The sequence below is a fragment of the Pseudoalteromonas sp. SWYJZ19 genome (assembly GCF_015864375.1).
Taxonomy (GTDB): domain Bacteria; phylum Pseudomonadota; class Gammaproteobacteria; order Enterobacterales; family Alteromonadaceae; genus Pseudoalteromonas; species Pseudoalteromonas arctica.
This window is the reverse complement of the sequence record NZ_JADYXI010000003.1, coordinates 275,021-299,821: the sequence shown is the minus strand read 5'-3', so window position 1 is coordinate 299,821 and position 24,801 is coordinate 275,021. Positions and strand designations below refer to the sequence as shown.

Sequence of the window (24,801 nt, the reverse complement as noted above, 5' to 3'; positions counted from 1 at the left end):
TCATCACATTGAGATAATGCTTTTTCAACAGCTTGAACTTTAAATTCTTGTGTAAATCGACGTCTCATTTTATCTGCCTCTATTAAAAGTTAGAGGCGACAACTATCCTGACACAGGGGGACAAGGAGAAGTGAAAGAGAAGAAAATGAGGAGGTAAAACTAATGCTTACTCTAAAAACGCAGCGCCTCTAAACCTCTTTGTGAATAACAGTATTTAAAAATATTACTCACAAGGAGAAGTGAAAGAGATGAAAATGAGAAGATAAAAACCAGTGCTTACTCGTATTTGAATACTATTTTTATACAATCGCTTACTCTAAAAGCGCAGTGCCTCTAAACCTCTTTGTGAATAATTGCACTTAAAAATATTATTCACAAGGAGAAGTGAAAGAGAAGAAAATGAGAAGGTAAAAACCAATGTTTGCTCGTATTTGTATTAAATGGTTTTTATTTTCTAAAACCATAAGGGCAATTTTTGCAACCATTTTTGCAGCACGAACCACGCTTTAAAAAAAACCACTTACTAAATATCATGTAACCACTTTGCATGGTGTAGTCGAGCCCTTCAATTAAATTGTCGTTACCTCTAAATTGTTTTGCAAAGTCTATTTGAGTTTTAATAGGTTGTGTATAAACACCCTTTAAAAAAGTATTTATTTTATTGAGCGTGCACTTGCGGCATAAACAACTTGTTGCTGTGATATCAAGCGGTAAAATAGCCGGCAGCTCATTGCACCAACACGCTGATATATCGTCTACATTACACGTTAGAGTACTGTGGCATTGAGCGCAGTTAAGTTGAGTCATTATAATTCTTTTTAGTAACAGTGAGCCAAGAATAACAAATATTATGAATACACAAAAAGCATTAGCTGAATTTATTACATTTGGTGAGCAAAGGGACGAAGCTATATCGGTTATCGTTTCAAGCGCTGCTGATAGCAATAAAGCTCATTATACTCTCTCAAACGAGGTTTTAGTTGATGTGCTAAAGCGATGTTTGAGTAACGAAATAGATTTAGATGATTTAGAACTTTGGGCAAACGTAATTGAATCGCGAGATGACATTGATTGTGCTGAGCATGAAGGTGTTATTTATGCGCTCAGTAATAGTGAGCAAATGGGAGAGCTTAATCATCAAAAGCTTGCTCAAATAGTTGCGTTAGTAAAAATTTAATTTGTTTCAAAAGCGAGGTATAAAACCTTACCTACAAAAAACCGCATTTAATTTAAATGCGGTTTTTTTACAATTAAGGATTACCGTTTTAAGCGATTATTTATGATATCCCAAGCATGTTTCTACTTCGTTTTTAGAACCTAAAATTACGGCTACACGCTGGTGGATTGCATCAGGCTGAATATCCATAATACGCTCGGTACCGGTTGAAGCGATACCGCCAGCTTGTTCTACTAGCATAGCCATTGGATTTGCTTCGTAAAGTAAGCGTAATTTATTTGGTTTTTTAGAATCTTTAGTATCGGTAGGGTAAGTAAATAAACCACCACGGCTAAGTACGCGATGCACATCGCCCACCATTGCTGCAATCCAGCGCATGTTAAAGTTTTTAGCGCGAGGGCCAGTATCGCCTGCTAGCAAATCATCAATGTAGTTTTGCATCGCTGGTTGCCAATGGCGTTGGTTAGACGTATTAATGGCAAATTCGTTTGTATCAGCAGGAATACTTGCAAAATCTTGTGTAAGTAAAAAGCTGCCTTGTGTTTTATCAAGGGTAAACATGCGCGTGCCTTTACCTGTAGTCAGCGCAAGCATAGTTGACGGGCCGTAAAGTACGTAACCTGCTGCAACTTGCTTATGACCTGGCTGCATAAAAATGCTTTGATCAGCAGCGTCAGAACCTTCAGGCGCTTCCATAATGGAAAATATAGTACCGACAAGCGAGTTAATATCGGTATTTGACGAGCCATCAAGTGGGTCAAATGCCACTATAAATTTAGCATCTGGGTTACCTGCTACTGTGTAGTCTTCTTCTTCAGACGCGATTGCTTTAACCGTGCCTGATTCCAGTAAAATATCTTTTAACAGCTGATTAGATAATACATCGAGCTTTTTTTGAGTTTCGCCTTGAATGTTTTCATCAAGTGTTGAACCTAACACGCCAGAAAGCGCGCCTTGACCAACGCGAAACGAAATTTCTTTACATGCCGCTAAAATTGTTCGAATTAATGATAAAAGTTCTCTTGAACAACCATCTTCAAGTAATACTGGAGGGAGTCTACGCATTCTATTTTCCTGATAACGTGTTAAAACCAATCATAATGTGAGAGAGATTAGCTTAGAGCGCTGAAATTCGTCTTAAATAACTGTATTGTTTAAATAGCACCCTATAATAGGACCACCTAATCGTACTTAAAACACAAATAACAAAGATAAGATTATGAAAAAAATACCACTACTAAGTTACATATTCTTTACTGTGCTGTGCTCTATCATAACCCAAGCGCACGCAGCAATTAAGTCAATTGATGAATTTACTACGCAAATGAATCATTTTCCGGGCTATTATTCGTTCTTTTACGATACCCAAAACGGAAAAGTATATTTAAAAGTTGATAAGTTTGAACAACAATTTTTACTTCAACAAAGCTTGCCATACGGTATTGGCTCTAACGACATAGGCCTTGATAGAGGCCAGCTTGGTAATACTCACCTTGTACAGTTTGAGCGTTTTGGTGACAAAGTAATGCTACGCGCTGTAAACACTTACTATCGTGCTAATACGAGTAATAAGGCTGAACAGCAAAGTATTAAAGAAGCATTTGCATCAAGTATACTCGCTGGTTTTAAAGTAGTCGCAGAAGATAAAGCCACAGTACTTATTGACTACACGCCTTATTTATTAAGTGACGTACATGGCGTAAGCCGCACGCTTGCTGCACGTAAGCAAGGTAACTTTAGCCTTGATGAGTCACGTAGTGCTGTTTATATGAATCGCTCAAAAGCATTTGTAAAAAACACCGAGCTTGAAGCCGTACTTACATTTAAAGGCACAAAACCAGGTGAGTTTGTTCGCCAAGTAAGTGCTGACCCTTATGCGCTTACTGTGCACATGCATCATTCACTTATTCAATTACCAGATGATAACTACACGCCACGTAAGTTTAATCCACAATCAGGTTTTTGGAGTATAGAACATAAAGATTACGCAGCGCCGCTTGGTGACTCTATGTACGTGCGTTATATACCGCGCCATCGTTTAACTAAAAAAGATTCAAGCTTACCTATTAGCGAGCCTGTAGAGCCTATTGTTTATTATTTAGATCCTGGTGTTCCAGAGCCTGTTAAAAGTGCTTTACTTGAAGGTGGAAAATGGTGGAACGACGCATTTACTGCTGCAGGATATAAAAATGCATTTATAGTAAAAGTACTGCCAAGTAGCGCCGACCCTATGGATATTCGTTACAACGTCATTCAATGGGTACACCGTGCAACGCGTGGTTGGTCATACGGTAGTTCGGTAATCGACCCACGTACAGGTGAAATACTTAAAGGGCACGTAACACTCGGCTCATTGCGTGTTCGCCAAGATATTTTAATAGCCGAAGCACTCGCTGCACCTTATTTAAAAGGCAATGAAGTTGCTAAAAGCTTGCAAGCAATGGCGCTTGATCGTATTCGCCAATTAAGCGCACATGAAATTGGCCACACGTTAGGTATTTCTCATAACTTTGCAGCATCGGTAGGGGATAGAGCCTCAGTAATGGATTACCCACATCCGCTACTTAGTTTTAATGAACAAGGTAAGCTTGATGTAACGCGCGGCTATGCAACAGGCATGGGCGTGTGGGATACCCAAGTAATTAAATATGGCTATAGCGATTTTACTAACCAAGATGAAAGCGCAGAACTTGCTGCTATTTTAAAAGAGAACAAAGCCAAAGGCCTTGAGTTTATATCAGATAGTGATGCTCGTGCTAAAGGTGGCGCGCATCCAACAGCTCATTTATGGGATAACGGCACTAATCCTTCGCAGGAACTTTTAAGAGTACTCGACGTACGTAAAAAAGCACTTTCGCAGTTTGGTATTAATAATATTAAAACGGGCGACTCATTATCGCAATTAGAGGAAAAACTAGTCCCGCTTTATCTGTTTCACCGTTTTCAGGTTGAGGCTGCGGTTAAGCTTATAGCCGGTGTTGATTATGAATACGAAACACGCGGTGACTCAGCCGTAAAAGGCGCACAAGTCGTTAATAAAAAAACACAGCAAGAAGCAGTAAACGCTATTTTTGCAACACTTAAGCCAAGTAATTTATTACTTCCTGAATCTGTGTTATCGCTAATTCCGCCAAAAGCATATGGCGAGTCTAAATCGCGCGAGAGCATAGTTGGGCGCACAGGGTTAACGCTCGATGCAATGGCATTACCCGAGGTTGCAGTGCAGCACAGCTTATCGCTTTTATTAAATGCACAGCGTTTAAATCGCTTAGCTCAGCAACAAGCGCGTAGTAATGACTTTTATAGTTTAGATGAGTTACTTGAGGAGCTATATAGCCAAGTGTTTAACGTGTCGTCGCCTAATACAATGATAGGTAAAATCACTCAGCGCGTGCAATTTTTAACAGCAAAAGCTATGGCTGATTTAGTAGCAAGCGATAGTGCAAGCCCTGAAGTGCAAGCGCAGTTACGTTACTACCTAGTTAAGTTGAGTGAAGACTTTAACCAAAACTCAATGCTGAGCCATACAAGTACTGGCGAGAGTGCGTTTAAGCAATATTTAGCTGAGCAAGTAAATCAGTTTTTAATTAAAGGGCAATGGCCAAACAACTTTAAAGTGCTGCCAATCCCACCGGGCTCACCAATTTAGAATAAAAAGTAGAAGCGCTTATTTTTAATCAATCATAAAGCAAAACACCGAGTATATTTATACTCGGTGTTATTTTATTCTAAAAACGAATACGTACTCTAAGACTTTATTTGCACTAAATCGTAATCGGCCATACCCGGTACTATTGCCTGTAAGCGAGATTCGGTTACATCGAGTGCATTTAAACATTCGCAATACTCAGAAGCCTTAAGCTCTAATTGATGTGCCTTTTTTTGTAGCGATTTATCAATTTCTCTTGAGATAATATCCATGCGTTGCCCCATGTCGTTAATACGATCTTCTATATTACCTTCGCGCGATTTAAACGCATCTCCGAGTGATACCAAAATAGCACCTAATGATCCATGCACTGCAGAGTGAATTTGCTGGCTGATCTCTTTAGTAAAAAAATCATCTATTTGCGAAAGTGATTGAGGGGCTATAAAAAAGAAGTCATCGCCGCGCTTAAACTTATCCATTAGCGCGCGCTCTACATACTTTAGTTGTGTTTTTAGTACTTCAGGCTCTTTATCTGACATACCTTCAACTACGTGTTCAATAGCGCTTAAACCTAAGTTAACACCATCGGTAGCCAGGTTTACTAATTCGGGGACTGTGTGGCGAATACCATTACTAAACTGTTCGAGTACTTTGCTTTCGTCATCGCTTAAATCAACCCAATAACCGCGAATAAATAGTTGGTTATTGTTATTAATTTGTACACGAGTCTGGCCTTTATCTAATATGCGAATCGCATCGTCAGTAATAATTAAACCATGACGTAATTCAACATCGCATTGGGCTTGAGCAAAGACACTGCTGCTTGAGAGCGCTATGGACAACGCCAATATCGAACGAGATAGAAACGCCATAAACACCTCAAAAAGACTAAAATGGAAGGCGAGTAGGTTAACAAAAAAACAACTTTATGCAAGGGAAAATAAACCTATCAACTATCTCACACAATAGCTGTATAGAGCGCAGCTTGAGTTTTTAGATACGGCTATGTTGAGTAAAATCAACAGTACAACAAAGGACTTAGTATAAAGCTAAATAGGTAGTGTTAGCTCACATCTAAATAAGAACACGTGGTTTTAAAAATGAAGTTTAAATAGATACAGCTATTTAGTTAATTAAGCTTTTAATAGCTGACTCCAAATTTACTTTGGAGTCAGCTTAAAAGGCTAGCGGTTAAAAGCCAAAATCTCTAGTGTGAAACTACTATTAATCGAATTGCATCAAGTTGTAACTGCGTTTTTTCAATATACGTAGTTAGGTCGTTGCGTTGCTTATCGTAGAAGGTAATTTCTTCTTGGCGAATATTCGGGTTAATTTGCTTAAGGGCAACAAGTCGTTCTTGCTCTTCACTGAGTGACGTTTGCATTTTAACAAGCGACGCTGCACGAATAACTTCAAGTTTTTCTTGTGCCATATCTTTAGCGGTAGTAATCATAGGGTGAACAGCACTTTGCAATGCACCTGCAAGTTTACTTGCTGTTTGGCGGCCAACGGCTGATAACTGCTGATTAAAGCCTTCAAATGCCACATTCTCACCTAAATTATTACCTGCTTTATCTAGCAATATACGAATTGGTGTAGGCGGTAAAAAGCGACCAACTTGTAATACTTTTGGTGCCATTGCTTCTGCAACAAAAATAAGCTCAACAAAAAAGGTACCAGGCGGTAACTTTTTGTTTTTAAGCAATGCAACCGATGCGCTACCAAAGTCGTCGTCACAAATCATATCCATGGTGCCTTGCACCATTGGGTGATCCCAACTAACAAAGTGCACGTCTTCTTGTGAAAGCGCCGTGTCGCGATCAAAGGTAACGGTCATACCGTCTTCTTTAAGCGATGGGAATGATGGGTTTAACATATGTTCAGTCGGCTTTAAGATAATGGTATTTTCGCCTTTATCTTCTTGGCTTACGCCAAATGTGTCGAACACGTTGATCATGTAGCTTGGTAATTCAAACTGATTGTCGAGTTTTTCGATTTCAGCTACAAGTGAATCTGCAGCACCTTGACCCGATGAATGTAGCTCTAGTAAACGATCTCGTCCGCTTTCCATTTTTTTACGCAGTACTGCATTTTGCTGTGCTACTTGCTCAAGTAATGGATCGAGTTCGTCTTCATCGCAGTTATGCGCAGAAATATATTCAAGTAGATCATCACGGAACTCTTTATAAAGCATTTGGCCTGTTGACGAGGTAGATTCGAATGCGTCTAGACCTTCGTTGTACCAACGTAGCAATACTTCTTGAGCGGTGTTTTCAAAATATGGAACATGAATGTTCACATCTTGTGTTTGACCTATACGGTCTAATCGACCAATACGCTGCTCTAGTAAATCTGGGTTCAATGGTAAATCAAACAACACTAAGTGATGCGAGAACTGGAAGTTACGACCTTCTGAGCCAATTTCTGAACACAATAATATTTGTGCATTATCGTACTCGTCTGCAAAAAATGCAGCAGCGCGGTCACGCTCAATAATAGACATACCTTCGTGAAATACCGATGCTTTAATTGCTTCGCGCTCACGCAGTATTTGCTCAAGGCTGATAGCTGTTTCAGCTTTAGCACATATAAGCAGTACTTTTTCGCGCTTAAGCGTTTTAAGAGTGTCGATTAACCAATCTACACGTGGATCGAATAGACCCCAGCTTGCGCTTTCGCCTTCAAACTCTTGAAATATTTTTTCAGGAAAAAGAGCACGGTGTGCACTTAGTTCAGGGTTTTGAATGCCGCCCATGTTACCAAGAACCGACATAGCCGTTTTATACTGCTTTGGCAATGCCATTGGGTAGGCGTGTAATTTACGACTTGGGTAGCCATCAATGCCGCTGCGGCTATTTCTGAATAATATACGACCTGTGCCGTGGCGATCGAGCAGCATGTTAAGTATTTCTTTACGTGCGGGTAAATCACCTTGCTGTGCTTTTTCAAGAATATCAGTAATATCGGTTTCTTTTAATAGCTCAATTAGCGTGGCTTTGGCTGTGTCGTCTAGCCCTTGCTCTTGCAGTAATTGATTTGCAGCTTCAGCAACGTCTTTATAATTTGCTTCTTCTTCTTTAAACACGTCGTAGTCGTAAAAACGGTCAGGATCGAGTAACTGTAAACGTGCAAAGTGGCTGCTGTGACCAAGTTGATCAGGCGTTGCGGTAAGCAAAATAAGGCCCGGAATATCCTGGCTAAGCTCTGCCATACGTTGGTATTCTGAGCTTGGCTTGCCGTTATTTATACTTAGGTGATGGGCTTCATCTATAACTAGTAAATCCCAATCAGCAAGCGTTGCTTGTTCAAACCAGCGTTTTTTCTTGGTTAAAAACTCAAGACTGGTAAGTACCAATTGCTCTGTATCAAACACGTTTGGAGAATCTGCAAACGCTTCGTCGCAGCGTTCTTCATCAAAAATAGAAAAATGTAAGTTAAAGCGGCGTAGCATTTCTACTAACCATTGGTGCTGTAGATTTTCTGGTACAACAATAAGTACGCGGCTCGCACGACCACTAATAATTTGTTGATGTAGTATCATGCCCGCTTCAATTGTTTTACCAAGGCCTACTTCATCTGATAAAAGTACGCGTGGTGCAAAACGTTTGCCCACTTCTTGGGCAATGTAAAGCTGGTGAGGAATAAGATTAGCACGTTGACCAATTAAGCCTTTAATAGGCGATTGTTCACGTTCAAATTTATGTAACCACGTTTGGTAGCGAAGTGTATAGCGATCAAAACGATCGACTTGGCCCGCAAATAAACGATCTTGTGGTTTATTAAACTTAATAAAATGATCTAAAAAGGTTTCTTTAAGCTTGGCAGTTTCGCCGTTATCAACACGGGTGCCGTGATAACACAGTAACTCGCCTTGTACTTCAATAGACTCTACTTCTAATTCCCATTCTTCAACGCTTTTGATCACATCGCCAGGATTAAATGCCACACGGGTAACAGGTGCTTCTGCCGAAGAATAAACACGGCTCTCACCACTGGCAGGAAATAATATGCTGACCTGACGGCCTTCAATGGCAACAACTGTGCCTAATCCTAAATCTGACTCTGTATCACTGATCCAACGCTGACCTAAGGAAAAATTCATGTATGTCTCGTCTATGATGAAAAAGGCGGCTATGTTACCTGTAAGCTAACACCACTGCAAGGCGCTATTTGGCTCACTTTTAATTAATTTTGTAAGTGTTAATTATTACTATTAAAACAACTTGTTTATGACTCTTTTTTAGGTAAATCAAAACTAATTACAGTTTGTAATAAAACGGACTTTTATGACAAATAGACTAAACTTACATTATGCCTTGGCAATTAAGTATTGCAGGTTTAAGTTTTGCCCGTTTTACTTAGTTATTTTGGTATAGCATAAAAATCATAAAACGTAAGGAAAGTGCTATGGAAAAAGCTTCGAACCTTGAAAGTAAAATGTATGTGCTAGATACCAACGTACTACTTCACGAACCCCTCGCTTATTTGTCTTTTCAAGAACATGACGTTGTAATTCCGATGACGGTGCTTGAAGAGCTCGACCACATAAAAGACAGAAAACACGACGTAAGCCGTGATGCGCGCGTCGCTATTCGTGGATTGGATGAAGTACTTAAAAATGCAACGCCTGAACAAATGCTACAAGGCGTGGCGCTGCCGAGTAACAAAAAGGCAAAAGCGAGCTCTGCAGGTACCCTCATTATTGTAAACGACCATTTATTTGCCGACTCCATTTCTGGTCTGCCGGGTAACGAAAACGACCATCGTATTATTAATTGCGCCGTGTATTTACAAAAGCAGCACAGTGATTCAAAAGTTATATTAGTAACAAAAGACATAAACATGCGTTTAAAGGCCAAAGGCGCAGGGCTTAAATATGTTGAGGATTACCGTACCGATCAACTTATTGACGATATCAGCTTACTCACTAGTGGTTATAAAAAAATTGAAGGTGATTTTTGGGACCATGTAGGGGAATGTAATACGCAGCAACACGGACGAGATACGCTTCATCATGTGCCTAAAAACTTAATACCTGATGTATTTTGTAATGAATATTTACTTGATGGAGGGGATCAGTTTGCGGCGCGTGTTAAATCGTACGATGACGAGCACATAACGCTAAAAGATATTGGTGTTGAGCGTTTAATGCATCAACAAGCATGGGGCGTTAAGCCCAAAAATATTTATCAGGGAATGGCGCTTGATGCGCTGCTAGATACAAGTATTGAACTTGTTATTTTAACCGGCCCTGCGGGGTGTGGTAAAACCTTGTTAGCGCTTGCCAGCGCCCTTGAAATGGTCATCGAAAAAGGTATTTACGATAAAGTAATAGTTACCCGTAATACGCCAGAAATAGCAGAGTCCATTGGCTTTTTACCAGGCACCGAAGAGGAAAAAATGGCGCCATGGCTCGCAGCCATTACCGATACGCTGGAGGTATTGCACAAAGGCGACGAAAATCCGATATCAAGCCGAAACTACATTATGGAGAAGGCTAATGTTCAGTTTAAATCGGTTAACTTTATGCGTGGGCGTAGCATTCAAAATGCGGTGGTAATTTTAGATGAGAGCCAAAATTTAACGGCATCTCAACTTAAAACGATTATTACCCGCTGCGGCGAAGGTACTAAATTAATTTGTACGGGTAACTTGGCGCAAATTGATAGTAACTATTTAACGCCAGTAACATCGGGCTTAACGTACATAGTAGAGCGCTTTAAAAACTTTGAAGGCAGCGCAACTATAAACCTCAACGGTGTTGTACGTAGTCGCTTAGCGTCATTTGCAGAAGAAAATTTATAACTTGCGCTTAACAAATTGGCTCGATAGTCTATCGATTGATTTTCGAGCCAAATGGCAGGCAGTACATTGAATTTTTTACCTCTGAAGCATTATTATCGTTCATTATTTATTGCGCTTTTAGTGCCATTGATTGTCGCTTTTTTACTGTGCTTGCACTTATATAATATAAAGCTTGAGCGGACGGTTGAAAAACGCGAAGCCGATTTTACGAATGTTTCAGCACAGGTTACTCACGGGATGGAGTCGGTGAGTAATCTACTCACCACCATGTTTAGCTTATACGAACAAACGACCTATCCAAAAATAAACCAAAGCTTACTCGAGGGCATAAATCAATATGATGGTTACTATTACCGTCACTTTAGTGAGCAAGGCACTGAAATTGTAGGTAAGGGGGAGTTTGCGTTATCTGCTAAGGCATTAATGCAGTGGCAGCAGGCTATTACATTAGGGCCTTCGTTTAATACAACGCTTGCATTAATGCAGTCGTTATCGGGTGTAGCGTATGTTGATAATAATGGTTTTGCTTATGTAAGCAGGCGCAACAAAAGCCAAAGTTTAATGCTTACTGAAATTCTAAATGGAAAATTCAAGCCAAAATTTTCACCAAACAAACTTACTTCAAGTCCCATTGTTAAAGTGAATGATAAATCGTATTTTGCTATTGGCCGACAACGAAGCACTGGCTCAGCCGATTACATTATTTTGATTTATGATGTTCAGGCAATTTCTGGGTGGTTAAAAAAGGTTTCACCGAACAGTGGTGAATATGTTTTTATGAACCAATCACATCAAGTTATCGCCAGCTCTAAACAGTTAATAGAGCAAGCAACAGCATTAAAAAATTATTGGCCTGATTTGGCCCTGCACCATAGTAAAAAAACAGTATTAACTAGTGATAGTAATTACTTTATGCAGCCTATGGATGAGTTACCTATTCACGCAGCATTTTACGAGCACAAACCTCAATTAATAAGCCCAATTAAGTATGAAATACTATTAGAGTTTGCATTTTTAACGCTATTTTTAAGTATTATGTTTGGTGTGTTTTTTTGGTTAAGTCAGCGCATTTTTATTAAGCCAATGACTCACTTAATGTCGTACCTAGAGAGTAACGGTACACAGCAAGAAGTGCAGCTCGATTATAAAGTACCGCTGAGCTGGCAGCCTTGGTTTTCTAAAGTGAAGCGTGTATTTACTAAAAACAAACAGTTAGTTGATTCATTACAAAGTGCAAATAAAGCTCTGGACGACCAGGTTCAGTTGCAATCAGAAAAACTAAGCCGCAGTTACGAAGCAAAAGAGCGCCACTTGGCTTTGCTCAACACTATGCTAAACAGTGTGCCAGATCTTATTTATTTTAAAAATATTGATGGATCATTCTTAGGATGCAATAAAGCATTTGAGGCGTACATCGGTAAAGATCAAACTGCATTAGTCGGTAAATATGTAGATGATTTAGGTGATAACGATCAACAAATAAATGCGCTTGAAAAACAAGTATTACAAAATAGAAACAGTGTTGAACAGCGAATAGAAACCGATAAAAAAACGTATCAACTTACTATTGCACCTTTTTATAACGAGCACCAACATCTGTTGGGGACTATGGGTATTGGTCGCGATATTACCGAACAGCAACAAGCATTATTGGCCTTAAAAGCATCAGAATCTAAATTTAGAAGTGCGATTGAATTTGCGGCTAACTGTGTGGTTTTACTCTCGCTTGAGCACACAATATTACAAGTAAATAAAGCGGCAAGAAAGCAGTTTTCTGAACAGCCAGTACTGGTTGGTGAGCAGTTAAAAGCATTGTTTGACGATACTCAATGGCAGCAAATAAAAAGCACTTTAGCGCAATTGCTAGATGACAAAAAACGCGTATACCACTTAACGCTTGCTCAAGGGCGCTTAACAAGTTGGTTGCAACTGAGTGTATCGCTTGTATGGGATGAAAACCGCGACCCAGCTTATTACGTTATTCACATTCAGGATGTGAGCGCATTAACTAAATCGAAACTAGATGCCGAACGAGCAACCCTTGCTAAAAGTCGCTTTATAGCCAATTTAAGTCATGAAATACGCACTCCTCTTAATGCTGTTTTAGGGCTGCTTGATATGCTTATTGAGCAAGGATTAACGCAAAAGCAATTACAACAAACGGATCAAGCTAAGCATGCAGCACAAAGCTTGTTGCTAATGCTCAATAGAATGCTTGATTTTGCACGCATAGAAAGTTCGCAAACCGATTTAAAACAAGCATCTTTTAGCATGGTTGAGCTGGTGGATATTTGTGAAAGTTTAACGGCTCCATTGTGCGAAGGAAAAGGTATTGAATTTGTTATTGATATTGACCCGTTAATAGCGACTGATTTGATATGCGACAGTATACGTTTACAGCAAATATTAGGTAACTTATTAACAAATGCTGTTAAGTTTACGAAAACAGGTTCTATCACTTTAAAAATGGAACTTATTGAAAGCGATAGCCTAGAGCAGCAACACATTTGCTTTAAAGTAATTGATACGGGGATGGGTATAGATGAAGCCGATCAAAGGCGTTTATTTGACGCCTTTACGCAAGGTGATGAGTCTTCAACACGTATACATCATGGTGTTGGGTTAGGTTTAGCGATTGTTAAACATGCGGTGTCATTAATGGGAGGGGAGATTGCTTTAAAGAGTAAAAAAGGCCATGGCTGTGAGTTTTACTTCAGCGTTAGCTTTTTGGTTGATACCACTAAAAATACGATGTTACCGACTAATACATTGGCTATTTTATCGGATCAAAGTAAAGAGCTTAAGCAAGTAACAAATGCTTATGCAAAGCTTGCTAATATTAATTTAGATGAAGTACTCAAATACCCAATTAAGCTCTCCAATACTCAGCAAATAATAATCGATGCGGCCGATTTACCTGCACTTTTAAATGTTGAAGCAATTAATGATTCGTTATCAGCTAAAGAAACATCGGTAATTATTATTAATCATCAGCACACACTTAATTTACCAACAAGTGAGCATTTAGCTGCGCATCACGTTAAAGCATCGGCATTGGGACAAAGGCTATTTAGCTTGAACTCTCAGCAACAGCCTAAAGCTAGTACCAATGCCGTAATATATAATATTGCTGAAACTAAAGTTGATATATCGGGTCTACTTGTATTAGCCATTGATGATAATCAACTTAATTTAGAAATAATTAGCAGTGTATTACGCCAAGCAAACGTAAGTGTTGTTACTGCTTTAAGCGCATCTATCGGCATGGAATTATTGCAAGTTTTAAAGCCTGACTTAATATTGATGGATGTGCAAATGCCGCAAATAGATGGCTGCCAAGCTACGGCTTTAATTCGTCAACAGTTTGACGCAAAGCAACTGCCTATTTTTGCTTTAACGGCTCATTGTGAACCCGCTGATATTGAACGTTCTTTAAAGTGCGGTATGAATAAGCATTTAACTAAACCAGTTGTTGCTAAGGTACTTATTGATGCAATTGCCGATTTAAACTTAGTTAAACCAAGCTTTTTTGAAAAATCATTCGCATTAACGCAGTTTAGTATGGATGAAAAGCTCCTCAATACAATGATTGGTAAATTTGCTAATTTATGCGAAACCCAGCTATTGCAAATAGAAGAAACAACCAATAAGGATGATTTGGTACGCTTAGTGCATAGTATAAAAGGTGTAGCAGGTAATTTAGGCTTTAGACGATTGTCTCACTGCGCTTTATTGTGTGAAAGAACACTTAAAACAACTAACAAGCCTGTTGAAATAACACTGAAAGAGCTTATTATGCATTTAGAACAGGTAATTGTTTTTATAAAAGGGGTAGGGGCTAGGGATGTCGAAAAGAGCTAAAGTACTTATTGTAGATGATGATCCAATCAACAGATTAGTACTTGAAAAAACACTTAAAGTAGAACACGACGTATTCTTAGTTGAAAGTGGTGAAAAAGCACTGACCTTTGTAAAAACTGCGCAAGTTGATTTAATTATCCTTGATGTGATTATGCCAGGAATTGACGGCTATGAAGTGCTTGTGCAACTTAAAGAAAATCCGATAACTCAATCGATCCCCGTTATATTTATATCAGCTAATCGTAGCCATGACGACGAAGCTAAGGGCCTAGAGCTCGGTGCTATGGATTATATCACCAAGCCATTTAGCCCTTCTATTGTGCGTGTTAGGGTTCGTAACCAGTTACTTATAAAGCAAAAAAATGATCTGCTAGAAATGTTAGCCTCAATCGACGGCTTAACTGAAATCCCAAATAGACGCTACCTAGACGAAAACTTAGCTCGTGAATGGCGCCGAAGTAAACGCAGTGGAACCCCGCTATCGGTGTTACTTATGGATATAGACCACTTTAAGCGTTACAACGATTGCTACGGACATCGTGCTGGCGATGAATGTTTAAAGGATGTTGCACAAGCACTCGCAGCTCAATGTGAACGTGGTAGTGACTTTATAGCTCGTTATGGTGGTGAAGAATTTGCAGCTGTATTACCTGGAATGAATAGGCATGAGGCTATGGAGTTTGCTAACAAATTACGCAATGCTGTAAATGCTTTGAATATAGAACATAAAGGCTCATTAAATGCAGACCACATCACTATTAGTATAGGTATCGCCACCACTCAAAGTGGTAAAGTGTATGCTGAGCAAGCGTTATTAGAAGAGGCCGATTTAGGCCTATATGCCGCTAAAGATGCAGGGCGAGATAGAATAGTTGCACTCTAAAAACTTAATATACAAAAACGCCAATATTCATATATTGGCGTTTTTGTATCAAACATTTTTTATTGGTTACTGCGTGATCATACCTAAAGCGGTTTCACCAATGCCCACTAACTTATCATTTTTAAATACAAGTGGCGTACATTCATCTTTCGTTGTTTTAGAATCTGAATGTTTGCTATGAGTTACATAAAAAAGTACTTGGTATACATCGTCATCTTTTTTTAATAGCTCTGTGAAATTAGGCGTTTTTAATTGCGTCAAAACAGATTGGTAACTGCTATCCATTTTTAGCTCTGATATAACTTCACGATTATTTTTATGTTGTGCTTGCCAGCTAGATGAATTCTTACCAGCCCAATGAGTCTCAGCTTCACCATCTGATACGGCAATAACACAGCCTGTTAAAAATGGAGCGATTAAAGCGGCTGCTAAAAGTGATTTTTTCATTTTTATTTACCTTAATAAGATTTTTAATTGGTTATTAGCTGTATTAAAGCAAAGAGTAGACCATATTTATAAGTTGTTATTAATCAGTTTGTTAAGTGGGTTAAGCTGTTTTTATCTAATAAAATATTAAATGTATTAGTAAAAACAGCCATTTTTTAGCTTATTTGATTACTACAATAAAATCACTACACCAAGCGGTTGCGTGATTCGCCTTTATTAAATGCAGCAATATTTAAACTTACTTCATTAATTAAACGCACAATAGATTCGGTGCTTGCCCATGCTATATGTGGAGTAAGTAAAAGGTTATTACCTTTGTAATTAGCAAGTGGGTTTGAAAGCTCAGCTGGTTCTTTAGTTAGTACATCAACACCGGCTCCAGCAATTAGGTTTTGCTCAAGCGCTGTCGCTAAGTCGGATTCGTTAATAATTCCACCACGTGCTGTATTAATAATTATAGCGCTTGGCTTCATCATTTTAAGCTCATTAAGTGCAATTAAATCACGTGTTTCATCTGTTAGCGGACAGTGTACGCTGATTATATCGGCTGTTTTAATGACGTCTTCAAAAGGCGTACGACCGTCGCGACATTTAACACCTTTGCGCTCTGCAACAATAACATTTGCGCCAAATGCCTCAGCCACTTTAGCAACGCCTTTACCTAGCGTACCACCGCCTATAATGGCAAATGTTTTACCTTGTAAGTCGTTAAAGCTGTAATCGAGTATGCAAAACATTTCACTTTTTTGCCACGCGCCTTGCTGGCAATCCGCCTGATAGCGGTGTGTGTTACCCAGTAAGTTAGTAATTAAAGAAAACGTATGTTGAACAACAGAAGGTGTTGAATAGCCAGCTACATTAGTTACGGCAATACCAAATTCTTTAGCGGCTTCTAGATCAACATTATTAGTACCAGTTGCACTTACACAAATTAATTTAAGCTGTGTAAGTTTGCTAATAGTGTCGCGGTTTAAAACGGCTTTATTAGTGATTAATACATCAGCACCTTGGCAATGTTCAATAACTTGCTCTGGGCTAGTAAGTTCATAAGTCGTTAATTTACCAAGTTGTTCAATACCAGTAAGAGACGTTTTAGCTAACGTTGCGTTATCAAGAATAGTAATGTTCATTATGAGCCCTAAAATAAGTGGATCTGAAAGAGTTAAAATCGTAAAAAGATGCCTACGATCCATCAAAAATCTAAAATACGAGCTTAAGGTACTACGAAAGAAAGGCTTTGTTAATGGTATTACTACCAAATGATTAGAGGGCTTTGTATTAGTGGTCTGCCCACTAGCAGATTGAGAACATGGTATTTTGCTAGACTGATCAGATTTTTGCACTTTTAAGCAAGCTCATGGTCATAGAAGGTAATTAAACTCGGCTTTAAAGCAAGTTGCTAAAAATAAAAATCGTTTTTTTGGTTATTTCGCATTTTAGATTGGCTGAGTTATAATCGGATATAGACATAAACGGTGCGCTTTGGCGTACCGTTTTTTAACATTGTAGATGTAGTAATGAGTGAATTAGAAGATAAATACGCAGATATACGCCCATACAACGACGACGAAGTTGCGGCGTCGCTTACACGTTTAATTAACGATGATGCGTTTATTGATGTAATAGCAAAGTATAATTTACCGCGCTTTTTATCGGCAGTGCCTTTTATTGCGCGTCCAATGGTAAGAAGTCAGTTACGCAAAAAATGGGGCAAAGTAAGCACCGTTGAAGATGTGCAAAATGAAGTGGCACAATACTTAGATAAACTAGTGAAACGCACCACATCAAAAGTTACCTTTTCTGGGTTAGAACAGTTAGATGCTAACCAGGCCTATTTATTTATTTCAAACCACAGAGACATAGTGCTTGATCCTGCATTAGTTAACTGGGGTTTATACCAACATAAAATGAAAACAGTGCGTATTGCTATTGGCGATAATTTATTGCAAATACCTTACATTACTGAGCTTATGCGTCTAAATAAAAGCTTTATAGTTAAGCGCTCTGCTAAAGCACCAAAAGAGATGTTAAAAGCACTGACTCAATTATCGTCATACATTTATGATTCTGTGGTCGGTGGAAATTCTATTTGGATTGCGCAAAAAGAAGGGCGTGCAAAAGACGGTTTTGATCAAACTGATCCTGCGCTTTTAAAGATGCTGCAATTAAATGGGCGTAAACAAAAGAAAGAGTTTGGCGATTATATTAAAGAGTTAAAAATAGTGCCTGTTTCTATTTCTTATCAATATGAGCCGTGTGCAATTGCTAAAGCCAAAGAGCTTTACCACAAGCAACATCATGGTGAGTACGTTAAATCGGCTGGTGAAGATATTGCGAGCATTGTTGAAGGCTTTAGTACTGCTAAAGGGCACGTGCATTTAGCATTTGGGCAACCAATTGAATCTAAATGTGATAGTGCTGAAGAGCTTGCTAAAACAATTGATAGGCAAATTGTTGATTCGTTTTATTTACACCCAGGCAATTACATCGCTGGTGGTTGTAAAGATGCGGTAATAGACTCTCCTGATACAGCGACATTTGAACAACGTTTAGCTTGTGTACCTGAAGAGTTAAAACCATTAGTGCTAGCTATGTACGCTAAGCCATTTCACCGTAAAACAGAGATAAATACTAATAGCTGTGAACATTAATACTCACAGCTCAATGAAATTAAGCAGCAATTAAATTGCTGCTTTTTTTTTGCTCAAAAATAACGCTATACTAATACCTCCTCTTCAACTGGGCGGTACTTATGCATGCAACAAATTGAAATATTTGATATTCCAAGTCCTTGCAAGAGTATTTGCTTAGTTAATAACAGAGGGTATTGCAAAGGGTGTTATCGTAGTCGGGATGAACGCTTTTCGTGGAATACCTTAACTAACGACCAAAAAAAGAAGGTGCTTAGTTTGTGCCAGCAGCGCTACAAACGTTATCTTCAAAAAAAGCAGCAAAATGCAGTGCCAAGCACACAGGCGCAGCAGCAAGGGTTCGACTTTTAAAAGCTTAATCCATACTTGGCTCTTAGTGCGTACACAGTGCCATTGTTAGTTAAGTTAATTAATGACATTTTAAGCTTTTCTACCAAGTTTTCATTACGCTTATTTAAATAATGATAAAGCGGATAGGTATTCAACACTTCTTTTACAAAGCAACCTTGAGGTGACGGGAGCTCATTGTTTTGCATTATAAAATTAATCATTAAAGCTCCCTGTACTTTTTTCTGAGCAAGCAAATTAAGTTGGGTATTCATGCTTTTAACTTTAATAATATTCCCTGCAAACTGTGTGCTTGCTAAATAATGTTCTTGGACAGGGTAGCCATCAACAATTGCGACGCTATCGAGCTGTTCTAAACTGCTAGGTAAACAGTTTTTATATAATACTAAGTCAAACTTAAAGAGCTCATAATCGACCCTAATTAAGTTTTCGTAATTTTCTTCAACGCTTGCATCTCTTCCTAACTGCCCATCAAGTACGCCATTATTTGCAGCTAGCAAAGCATTTTGGTGGCTAAAATCGATTATATGTATTTTAAAACCGATATCTGCGTATGCTAACTTTAATAACTCTAAGGCATAATCAGCTTGTGGTGTACTTTGCGGACGATTAAAAGTGAGGTTGTATTGATGACTAAAACAAGAGGCACTAAAAAATAAATTTACCAATAATAACAAGATACTTAAATGTCTATTCATTATCAGTTCCAATTACTACAGAAATAAATAAAATAAGACGCGTATAATAACAAGGAGATTACCTCTTGCCCAGTTTCGGGGTTAATCAAATAATTTTAAAAGCGAATGAGGAAGTATTGTGAGTTTTAATTTATGCCTATTGCCACGTGAAGAAAAATACCAAATTCAGTTAGATTATGAAGCGTCTTTTTGGGCGTATCAAATTAAGCGAAATAAAAAAACGAGAGAGCAAGTTTATAATACAATCCATAGCCGTCCAATGGCTGAACAAATGGTTTTGAAGCAAAAATTTGAGCAATATTTAGCGCTAATGCTTAGCTAAGTGTTGATATAAAAATGTATATAGTTGAATTGCTGGATGGGCTAAAAGTTCCACTCGTTAATAAATTTTATAAAAAACATAATGTAAGAGGACGGGCTAATAAACAAGATAAGGTATGGGTTACTTACTATAATAATGAAATAGTTGCAGCATGTAGGCTGCAAGATAAAACAGAGTTTTTATTTTTATCTACCGTGTTTGTTGCGCTGGAACATCGCGGTAAAGGTGTTGCTAAACAGCTATTATCAACACTCTTAAAGTCGCAAGATAAGATGATTAATACCTTCGCATATAAAAACGTAGTTGATTTATATTGTGCTATTGGTTTTAACCAGGTGTTAACATATACTCTTGCTTTACAAGTACTTTTTGATACTTACAAACATCGAAATATAGTCGCTCTAGAGTACCCATAATAATAAATAATAATATGGAATAAGCATGAGTAAATGCGTTAATGGGATCATTAGTTGCTTTGTAGTTTTAATAACTATCCTAAGTTGCCAAGTAGGCGCACAAGTAAAACGTTTATCTCCAAGCGAAGGCTTATCGCAAAGCTACGTTAATACAATGCTTATCGACACTAATGGTTACCTTTGGCTTTCTACTGAGGCTGGGCTTAATCGTTATGATGGCTATCAAGTTATTCCAATAAACGGCCCTAATGGTGAATTAGAAGAAGCGATCATTGATCGTATTTACCAAGACCCTCAAGGGCACATTTGGATAGCCTCTTTACTTGCAGGCCTATTTAGATACGACCCCGTAACAGATTCATATCAGCAATTTCTAGAAAAACCTACCAGTGAAGAAGAAATTATCAATCAGTCTGTTTTTAGTATGGTGGCAGTTGATAAAAAAACACTTTGGATTGGGCGAGGCCGCGATTTTGCAAAGCTTGATATCGCAACCGGAAAAATCACAACTATTTTTGAGCTGCCTGCTAAATATAAAAATACCCTTGTGAGAAAGCTGTTTGCTTACAATGGTTATATATTTATAGGTACAAGCCATGGCGCATACGTATTTGATATTGCCACAGAGCAAGTTAGACCCCTGCAGCATTTAAAAGGTGAAGCTGAACATATTTACCAAAATAATGTTAAGTCTTTCGCATTAGGTGAAAATAAACAGTTGTTAGTAGGGGCGGTACAAGGCTTATACGAAGTTGATATTAGTAACTTATCAAAAATGTTTGAACGCCCAGATTTACCTTTTAAAAGTAAAGTATTACTAAGCGATTTAAATGTTTGGAGCATAGTAAACGAACACGGAACAATAGATTTAGCTACCGACAAAGGCTTGTTTAAATTTGATTTAAACACCGGGGAGATGATTAAAAACACTCGAATAGCCCAAAGTAAGTACACACTTGCCGATACCAGTATTATTGATATGGCAAAAGATAAATCGGGTGGTACGTGGGTTGCGACTAAAACCGACGGTGCGTTTTACTTATCTCATGACAGCTACCATTTTAATAATGTCGATGGCACTTTGCTCGGGGGGGATGGTTTATCGCATCACTCTATCTGGGGAATTACCGAATATAAAGACAAGCTTTGGCTTGCAACGCATAACGGTATTACCGAGGTTGATTTAAAAACAAATATTGGTAAAGCTTATTTAAAAGATTACAAAGTCGACTTACTCACCACTGAGTTTACCGTATATGAAATAACGCCTTATAAAAATAATTTATGGCTTTATACAAATCGTGGTTTGTTTATTTTTGACCCTGTAACGCATCAAGTTAGTGAACCTAAAGTACATAACCGTGCTAATCAGGAGCTAATTACCGGTAGGGTACATGGCGTTACATTAATGCCAAATGGCGATCTATACTTTGTGCACTCAGATCATGGGGTATTTATATACAATATAGATTCTCAAGTAATAACGCGTTTGGGTGGTCAGTTTGATCAATTTGAACCCTTTTTAGCCCATGGCTTTTTACCTGCGCTGAGCAATAAACCAGATTCACCATTATTTTTTAATGCCGGTATTTTATACCAAGTAAACCCAAGTGATTTAGCACTTAAAATGATTTATAAAGTGCCAAAACAGCATGAAAACGTAGCCATTAGTGTGCTTTCTTACTTAATTGATAACAACAATATATTGTGGATATCACTTTCTAATTTCGGCTTAATAGGCCTTGACGCATCTACTTATCAATTAGTCCATACAATCGATTTAGAGAGGAATAAATTAGGCACTCTGCTATACGATATGGTGCTAGATGATGATGGCATGATCTGGATGAGTAGCCATAAAGGCATTTGGCGATTAAACCCAGAAACACTTCATTTTCAGCAATTTTCTACATCAGAAGGGCTACTCTCTGCTGAGTTTAATAGCAACGCCATGGCACAGCTTAAAGATGGCCATATTGCGTATGGTAGCTTAAAAGGCTTTACCTACTTTCATCCAATGGAGAACCAAAATTATCAATCGCTTATTGATCACGTAAATATTACGCGAGTAGATTTAATGTCACGAGATTTATCGCTTGATTTAAAACAACCGCTCAACGAGGTTGTTTTAAACCATGATGATATAGGGCTTGAAGTTGCATTTTCGGCCATGGCATTTAGTAATCAAGAACGCATCATTTATGAGTATCAACTTGATAACGGACAAAAAAGTTATACCCGAAATAACAACCGTGTATTGTTTCCAAAATTGAATCCAGGTAATTATCAATTAAAAGTTTGGGCTAAAGACCCCCTGACTGGCGAATATACCTCGCCTGCTATTTTAAAAATAAAAGTAAAGTATCCGCTTTGGCGTGCACCTTATTTTATGGTGCTTTACGGCATGCTGTTTATTGGCTTTGTTGCTATGTGGGTTATGCGCCGTAATAAAATTCAGCGTATTTTATTGGCAGCAAATAAAGAAAGTAAAGAAAGCGAAGCCCGTCTAAAGCTAGCGCTTGAAGGTAGCGAATCGGGTGTTTGGGATTGGGAATCAAGCAATCCAAGTATTTACCAACCTCGCTTAGCGAGTGAGTTAGGCTACGAAAATGAAACCGTGAGCCTTGATGAATATTTATCTAAAATTCATCCGCAAGATAAACAGCTATTTCGCTTAGAGTGGCTTGAGTTTTTATCTACCGATAAAGGTTACTTTAATTGTACCTACCGCCTGCGCCATGCAAAAGGCTATTGGCGCTGGTATAAGGATTTTGGAAAAGTCGTTGAATGGGATGATAAAACGCCACAAAAAGTAGCGGGTACCTACACAAATATGACCCGTGAGATGGTGTTTGAAGAACACGCTTTACTATTTACGGCAGCATTTGAGCAAACACGTGATTGGGTGTTTATCCTCGATAAAAATTTAAATATTCGGGCTTCTAATAAATCACTGCAAACCGCCTTTAACTTCTCTGCTGAGTCGTTATCTAGTCGAGCATTAAATTTAGGTATATCGCGCAGCAATCGTTTTGATTATTTACGCATAATGCAAAAGCTATCTATTGGAGAGCACTTTTCGTGTGAAGACAGTGTAGTTTTAGCAAGTGGTGAGTCGCGTCATGTACTTGTGAAAATAAGTGCAGTGGCGGATAACGAACAGCGCCTTAATAGCTATGTCATTATTTTAACCGATATAAATGCACAAAAATCAGCCGAAAACGAGCTGCACTTATTGGCCAACTACGATGCCTTAACAGGGTTGCCAAATCGTACATTATTTAATGACCGCGTTGAACACGCCCTTGAGCAAGCAAAATTTCACGAATGTAAAGTCGCTTTATTACATATAAATATTAAGCGTTTTAAATACTTTAATGACTCTTTGGGGCATGCAGTTGCTGATGAGCTAATTAAAGAAGTCGCTGAGCGTTTAAAATGCTCCTTGCGTCCATCTGATAGTGTTGCTCGATTTGGTGGCGATGAATTTGTAGTACTGGTGGAAGATATTCAGCAAATCGAACAAGTACTCATTATATGCACTAAGTTGATGGATTGTGTGAATCAAAATATTACGATTAATGGCCAAGTTGTAAACGTTAATTTAAGTATTGGTGTGTCTATATCACCAGATGATGCACAGCAAGGCTCTGCGCTTTTAAAAGCTGCGAGCATAGCGTTATATCATGCAAAAGACTCTTTGGAGGGCCGTTATCAGTTTTATAAGCAAGAGATGAATCAGCATGTTCAAAGAGCGTTGCATCTTGAGTCTCAGCTAACTAAAGCGTATCAAGAAGAAGAATTTTGTAATTACTACCAGCCTATCATTAACGCTGAAAGTCAAAAAACAGAAGGCTTTGAAGTACTGCTGCGTTGGCCTGAAAATAAGCTTGTGCAAACTCAAGAGTTTTCGGTGGCAGCAGAAGGTATAGGCCTAATTACAAAAATTATGCTGCAGACTTTTGCGCGCGCTTTATTAGAGCTAAAAGAGTGGCGAAAAGCCTCACCTAGCCTGTATTTATCTATTAATTTATCGGCTCTTGATTTTGAGTTTAAAGATCTTGTTCCTGAAATTAAAAAAGCGTTAAGTAATTCAGGAGTGTCGTCTGAGGCAATTGTTTTTGAAATAACCGAATCAATATTAATGCGTGATTCAAAAGAAGCGCTACACAGCATGGAACAACTTAAAAAGTTGGGCTGTAGATTGTACATGGATGATTTTGGTACGGGTTACGCATCGCTTACTTATTTAAAGCGTTTTCCTATTGATGTATTAAAAATAGATAGAAGCTTTGTACAAGACATAGGCATAGATTCTGACGATGAAGCTATTATTCAATCAATACTCGCGCTTGCAGATAGTTTAGGTAAAGAATGTGTAGCTGAAGGCGTAGAAAGCTCGCACCAACTCGCCTTTTTAAAGGCGCGAGGATGCATGCATTTTCAAGGGTACTTATTTAGTAAACCGGTACCTAATACCGAAGTACTACCGCTTATTAATCGCAATTGGAGTGATATATTTAATTAATAATAGCAGTACTTAT

The 24,801-nt window shown here is 38.4% G+C and carries 17 protein-coding genes; 10 read left to right on the top strand and 7 right to left on the bottom strand.

Translation table 11 applies throughout. The annotated features are described in order from the left end of the window. Positions 1–447: 447 nt before the first annotated feature. Positions 448–807: a DUF5522 domain-containing protein gene (locus I6F45_RS05105; RefSeq protein ID WP_197119801.1), complete on the bottom strand. Its 360-nt coding sequence runs from the start codon at positions 805–807 to the stop codon at positions 448–450. A 43-nt stretch (positions 808–850) separates the two neighbouring features. Here I6F45_RS05105 and I6F45_RS05100 point away from each other — a divergent pair, with 43 nt between their 5' ends. Then, on the top strand, positions 851–1,177 hold the full coding sequence (locus tag I6F45_RS05100; RefSeq protein WP_197159818.1) for a hypothetical protein: 327 nt from the start codon (positions 851–853) through the stop codon (positions 1,175–1,177). Between the two features lie 96 nt (positions 1,178–1,273). Here the strand turns inward: I6F45_RS05100 and I6F45_RS05095 are convergent, their stop codons facing one another. Beyond that, the gene (locus I6F45_RS05095) at positions 1,274–2,242 is read right to left on the bottom strand and encodes a class 1 fructose-bisphosphatase (RefSeq protein WP_197159816.1); all 969 of its coding nucleotides are present in this window, start codon (positions 2,240–2,242) and stop codon (positions 1,274–1,276) included. Between the two features lie 154 nt (positions 2,243–2,396). Here I6F45_RS05095 and I6F45_RS05090 point away from each other — a divergent pair, with 154 nt between their 5' ends. Then, positions 2,397–4,826, top strand: a complete 2,430-nt coding sequence (locus I6F45_RS05090) for a zinc-dependent metalloprotease (protein WP_197159814.1) — start codon at positions 2,397–2,399, stop codon at positions 4,824–4,826. A 98-nt stretch (positions 4,827–4,924) separates the two neighbouring features. Here I6F45_RS05090 and I6F45_RS05085 read toward each other — a convergent pair whose 3' ends face one another. Together I6F45_RS05085 and rapA are read right to left on the bottom strand one after the other, a co-directional pair. After that, the gene (locus I6F45_RS05085; RefSeq protein ID WP_007581974.1) at positions 4,925–5,698 is read right to left on the bottom strand and encodes a YggN family protein; all 774 of its coding nucleotides are present in this window, start codon (positions 5,696–5,698) and stop codon (positions 4,925–4,927) included. 335 nt (positions 5,699–6,033) lie between these two features. Next, entirely contained in the window at positions 6,034–8,928 is a 2,895-nt protein-coding gene (gene rapA, locus I6F45_RS05080; protein WP_024609042.1) for an RNA polymerase-associated protein RapA, read from the bottom strand. Positions 8,929–9,233: 305 nt separating this feature from the next. On the opposite strand from rapA, the gene I6F45_RS05075 reads away from it, so the two are divergent. The 3 genes from I6F45_RS05075 to I6F45_RS05065 are packed head-to-tail and all read left to right on the top strand — an operon-like array spanning position 9,234 to position 15,375. Further along, complete coding sequence (locus I6F45_RS05075) at positions 9,234–10,631, top strand: PhoH family protein (RefSeq protein WP_010553307.1); 1,398 nt, start codon at positions 9,234–9,236, stop codon at positions 10,629–10,631. A 51-nt stretch (positions 10,632–10,682) separates the two neighbouring features. After that, a complete protein-coding gene (locus I6F45_RS05070; protein ID WP_197159812.1) occupies positions 10,683–14,492 on the top strand; it encodes a PAS domain-containing hybrid sensor histidine kinase/response regulator in 3,810 nt (1,269 codons plus the stop codon). Then, positions 14,476–15,375: a diguanylate cyclase gene (locus I6F45_RS05065; protein ID WP_007581985.1), complete on the top strand. Its 900-nt coding sequence runs from the start codon at positions 14,476–14,478 to the stop codon at positions 15,373–15,375. Before I6F45_RS05070 ends, I6F45_RS05065 begins: the two co-directional genes overlap by 17 nt. Before the next feature lie 66 nt (positions 15,376–15,441). Here the strand turns inward: I6F45_RS05065 and I6F45_RS05060 are convergent, their stop codons facing one another. Further along, positions 15,442–15,822, bottom strand: a complete 381-nt coding sequence (locus I6F45_RS05060; protein ID WP_007586943.1) for a DUF3192 domain-containing protein — start codon at positions 15,820–15,822, stop codon at positions 15,442–15,444. Between the two features lie 185 nt (positions 15,823–16,007). Next, on the bottom strand, positions 16,008–16,952 hold the full coding sequence (locus I6F45_RS05055; protein WP_007586942.1) for a D-2-hydroxyacid dehydrogenase: 945 nt from the start codon (positions 16,950–16,952) through the stop codon (positions 16,008–16,010). A gap of 387 nt (positions 16,953–17,339) precedes the next feature. Between I6F45_RS05055 and I6F45_RS05050 the strand changes: the two genes are divergently transcribed. Together I6F45_RS05050 and I6F45_RS05045 are read left to right on the top strand one after the other, a co-directional pair. Then, on the top strand, positions 17,340–18,473 hold the full coding sequence (locus I6F45_RS05050; RefSeq protein ID WP_024590668.1) for a 1-acyl-sn-glycerol-3-phosphate acyltransferase: 1,134 nt from the start codon (positions 17,340–17,342) through the stop codon (positions 18,471–18,473). 105 nt (positions 18,474–18,578) lie between these two features. Then, positions 18,579–18,824, top strand: coding sequence for a DUF1289 domain-containing protein (locus I6F45_RS05045; protein WP_007586940.1), 246 nt, complete (start codon positions 18,579–18,581; stop codon positions 18,822–18,824). On the opposite strand, the gene I6F45_RS05040 is transcribed toward I6F45_RS05045, so the two are convergent. Beyond that, on the bottom strand, positions 18,821–19,519 hold the full coding sequence (locus I6F45_RS05040; RefSeq protein WP_197159810.1) for a substrate-binding periplasmic protein: 699 nt from the start codon (positions 19,517–19,519) through the stop codon (positions 18,821–18,823). The genes I6F45_RS05045 and I6F45_RS05040 overlap by 4 nt on opposite strands. 118 nt (positions 19,520–19,637) lie before the next feature. On the opposite strand from I6F45_RS05040, the gene I6F45_RS05035 reads away from it, so the two are divergent. Genes I6F45_RS05035 through I6F45_RS05025 form a run of 3 tightly spaced genes read left to right on the top strand, consistent with a single transcriptional unit; the run spans position 19,638 to position 24,785 of the window. Continuing rightward, positions 19,638–19,841 (top strand): DUF3283 family protein, encoded by a 204-nt coding sequence (locus I6F45_RS05035; protein ID WP_002962585.1) that lies wholly within the window; start codon positions 19,638–19,640, stop codon positions 19,839–19,841. A gap of 14 nt (positions 19,842–19,855) precedes the next feature. Continuing rightward, on the top strand, positions 19,856–20,257 hold the full coding sequence (locus I6F45_RS05030; RefSeq protein WP_010553303.1) for a GNAT family N-acetyltransferase: 402 nt from the start codon (positions 19,856–19,858) through the stop codon (positions 20,255–20,257). 25 nt (positions 20,258–20,282) lie between these two features. Continuing rightward, positions 20,283–24,785, top strand: coding sequence for an EAL domain-containing protein (locus I6F45_RS05025; protein WP_197159808.1), 4,503 nt, complete (start codon positions 20,283–20,285; stop codon positions 24,783–24,785). Positions 24,786–24,801: the final 16 nt, after the last annotated feature.

Coding starts and splice junctions, on each gene's coding strand:
- I6F45_RS05060 (WP_007586943.1), bottom strand. CDS start 15,822: ATGAAAAAATCACTTTTAGCAGCCGCTTTAATCGCTCCATTTTTAACA.
- I6F45_RS05095 (WP_197159816.1), bottom strand. CDS start 2,242: ATGCGTAGACTCCCTCCAGTATTACTTGAAGATGGTTGTTCAAGAGAA.
- I6F45_RS05070 (WP_197159812.1), top strand. CDS start 10,683: ATGGCAGGCAGTACATTGAATTTTTTACCTCTGAAGCATTATTATCGT.
- I6F45_RS05045 (WP_007586940.1), top strand. CDS start 18,579: ATGCAACAAATTGAAATATTTGATATTCCAAGTCCTTGCAAGAGTATT.
- I6F45_RS05050 (WP_024590668.1), top strand. CDS start 17,340: ATGAGTGAATTAGAAGATAAATACGCAGATATACGCCCATACAACGAC.
- I6F45_RS05055 (WP_007586942.1), bottom strand. CDS start 16,952: ATGAACATTACTATTCTTGATAACGCAACGTTAGCTAAAACGTCTCTT.
- I6F45_RS05105 (WP_197119801.1), bottom strand. CDS start 807: ATGACTCAACTTAACTGCGCTCAATGCCACAGTACTCTAACGTGTAAT.
- I6F45_RS05025 (WP_197159808.1), top strand. CDS start 20,283: ATGAGTAAATGCGTTAATGGGATCATTAGTTGCTTTGTAGTTTTAATA.
- I6F45_RS05090 (WP_197159814.1), top strand. CDS start 2,397: ATGAAAAAAATACCACTACTAAGTTACATATTCTTTACTGTGCTGTGC.
- I6F45_RS05040 (WP_197159810.1), bottom strand. CDS start 19,519: ATGAATAGACATTTAAGTATCTTGTTATTATTGGTAAATTTATTTTTT.
- I6F45_RS05030 (WP_010553303.1), top strand. CDS start 19,856: ATGTATATAGTTGAATTGCTGGATGGGCTAAAAGTTCCACTCGTTAAT.
- rapA (WP_024609042.1), bottom strand. CDS start 8,928: ATGAATTTTTCCTTAGGTCAGCGTTGGATCAGTGATACAGAGTCAGAT.
- I6F45_RS05085 (WP_007581974.1), bottom strand. CDS start 5,698: ATGGCGTTTCTATCTCGTTCGATATTGGCGTTGTCCATAGCGCTCTCA.
- I6F45_RS05075 (WP_010553307.1), top strand. CDS start 9,234: ATGGAAAAAGCTTCGAACCTTGAAAGTAAAATGTATGTGCTAGATACC.
- I6F45_RS05065 (WP_007581985.1), top strand. CDS start 14,476: ATGTCGAAAAGAGCTAAAGTACTTATTGTAGATGATGATCCAATCAAC.
- I6F45_RS05100 (WP_197159818.1), top strand. CDS start 851: ATGAATACACAAAAAGCATTAGCTGAATTTATTACATTTGGTGAGCAA.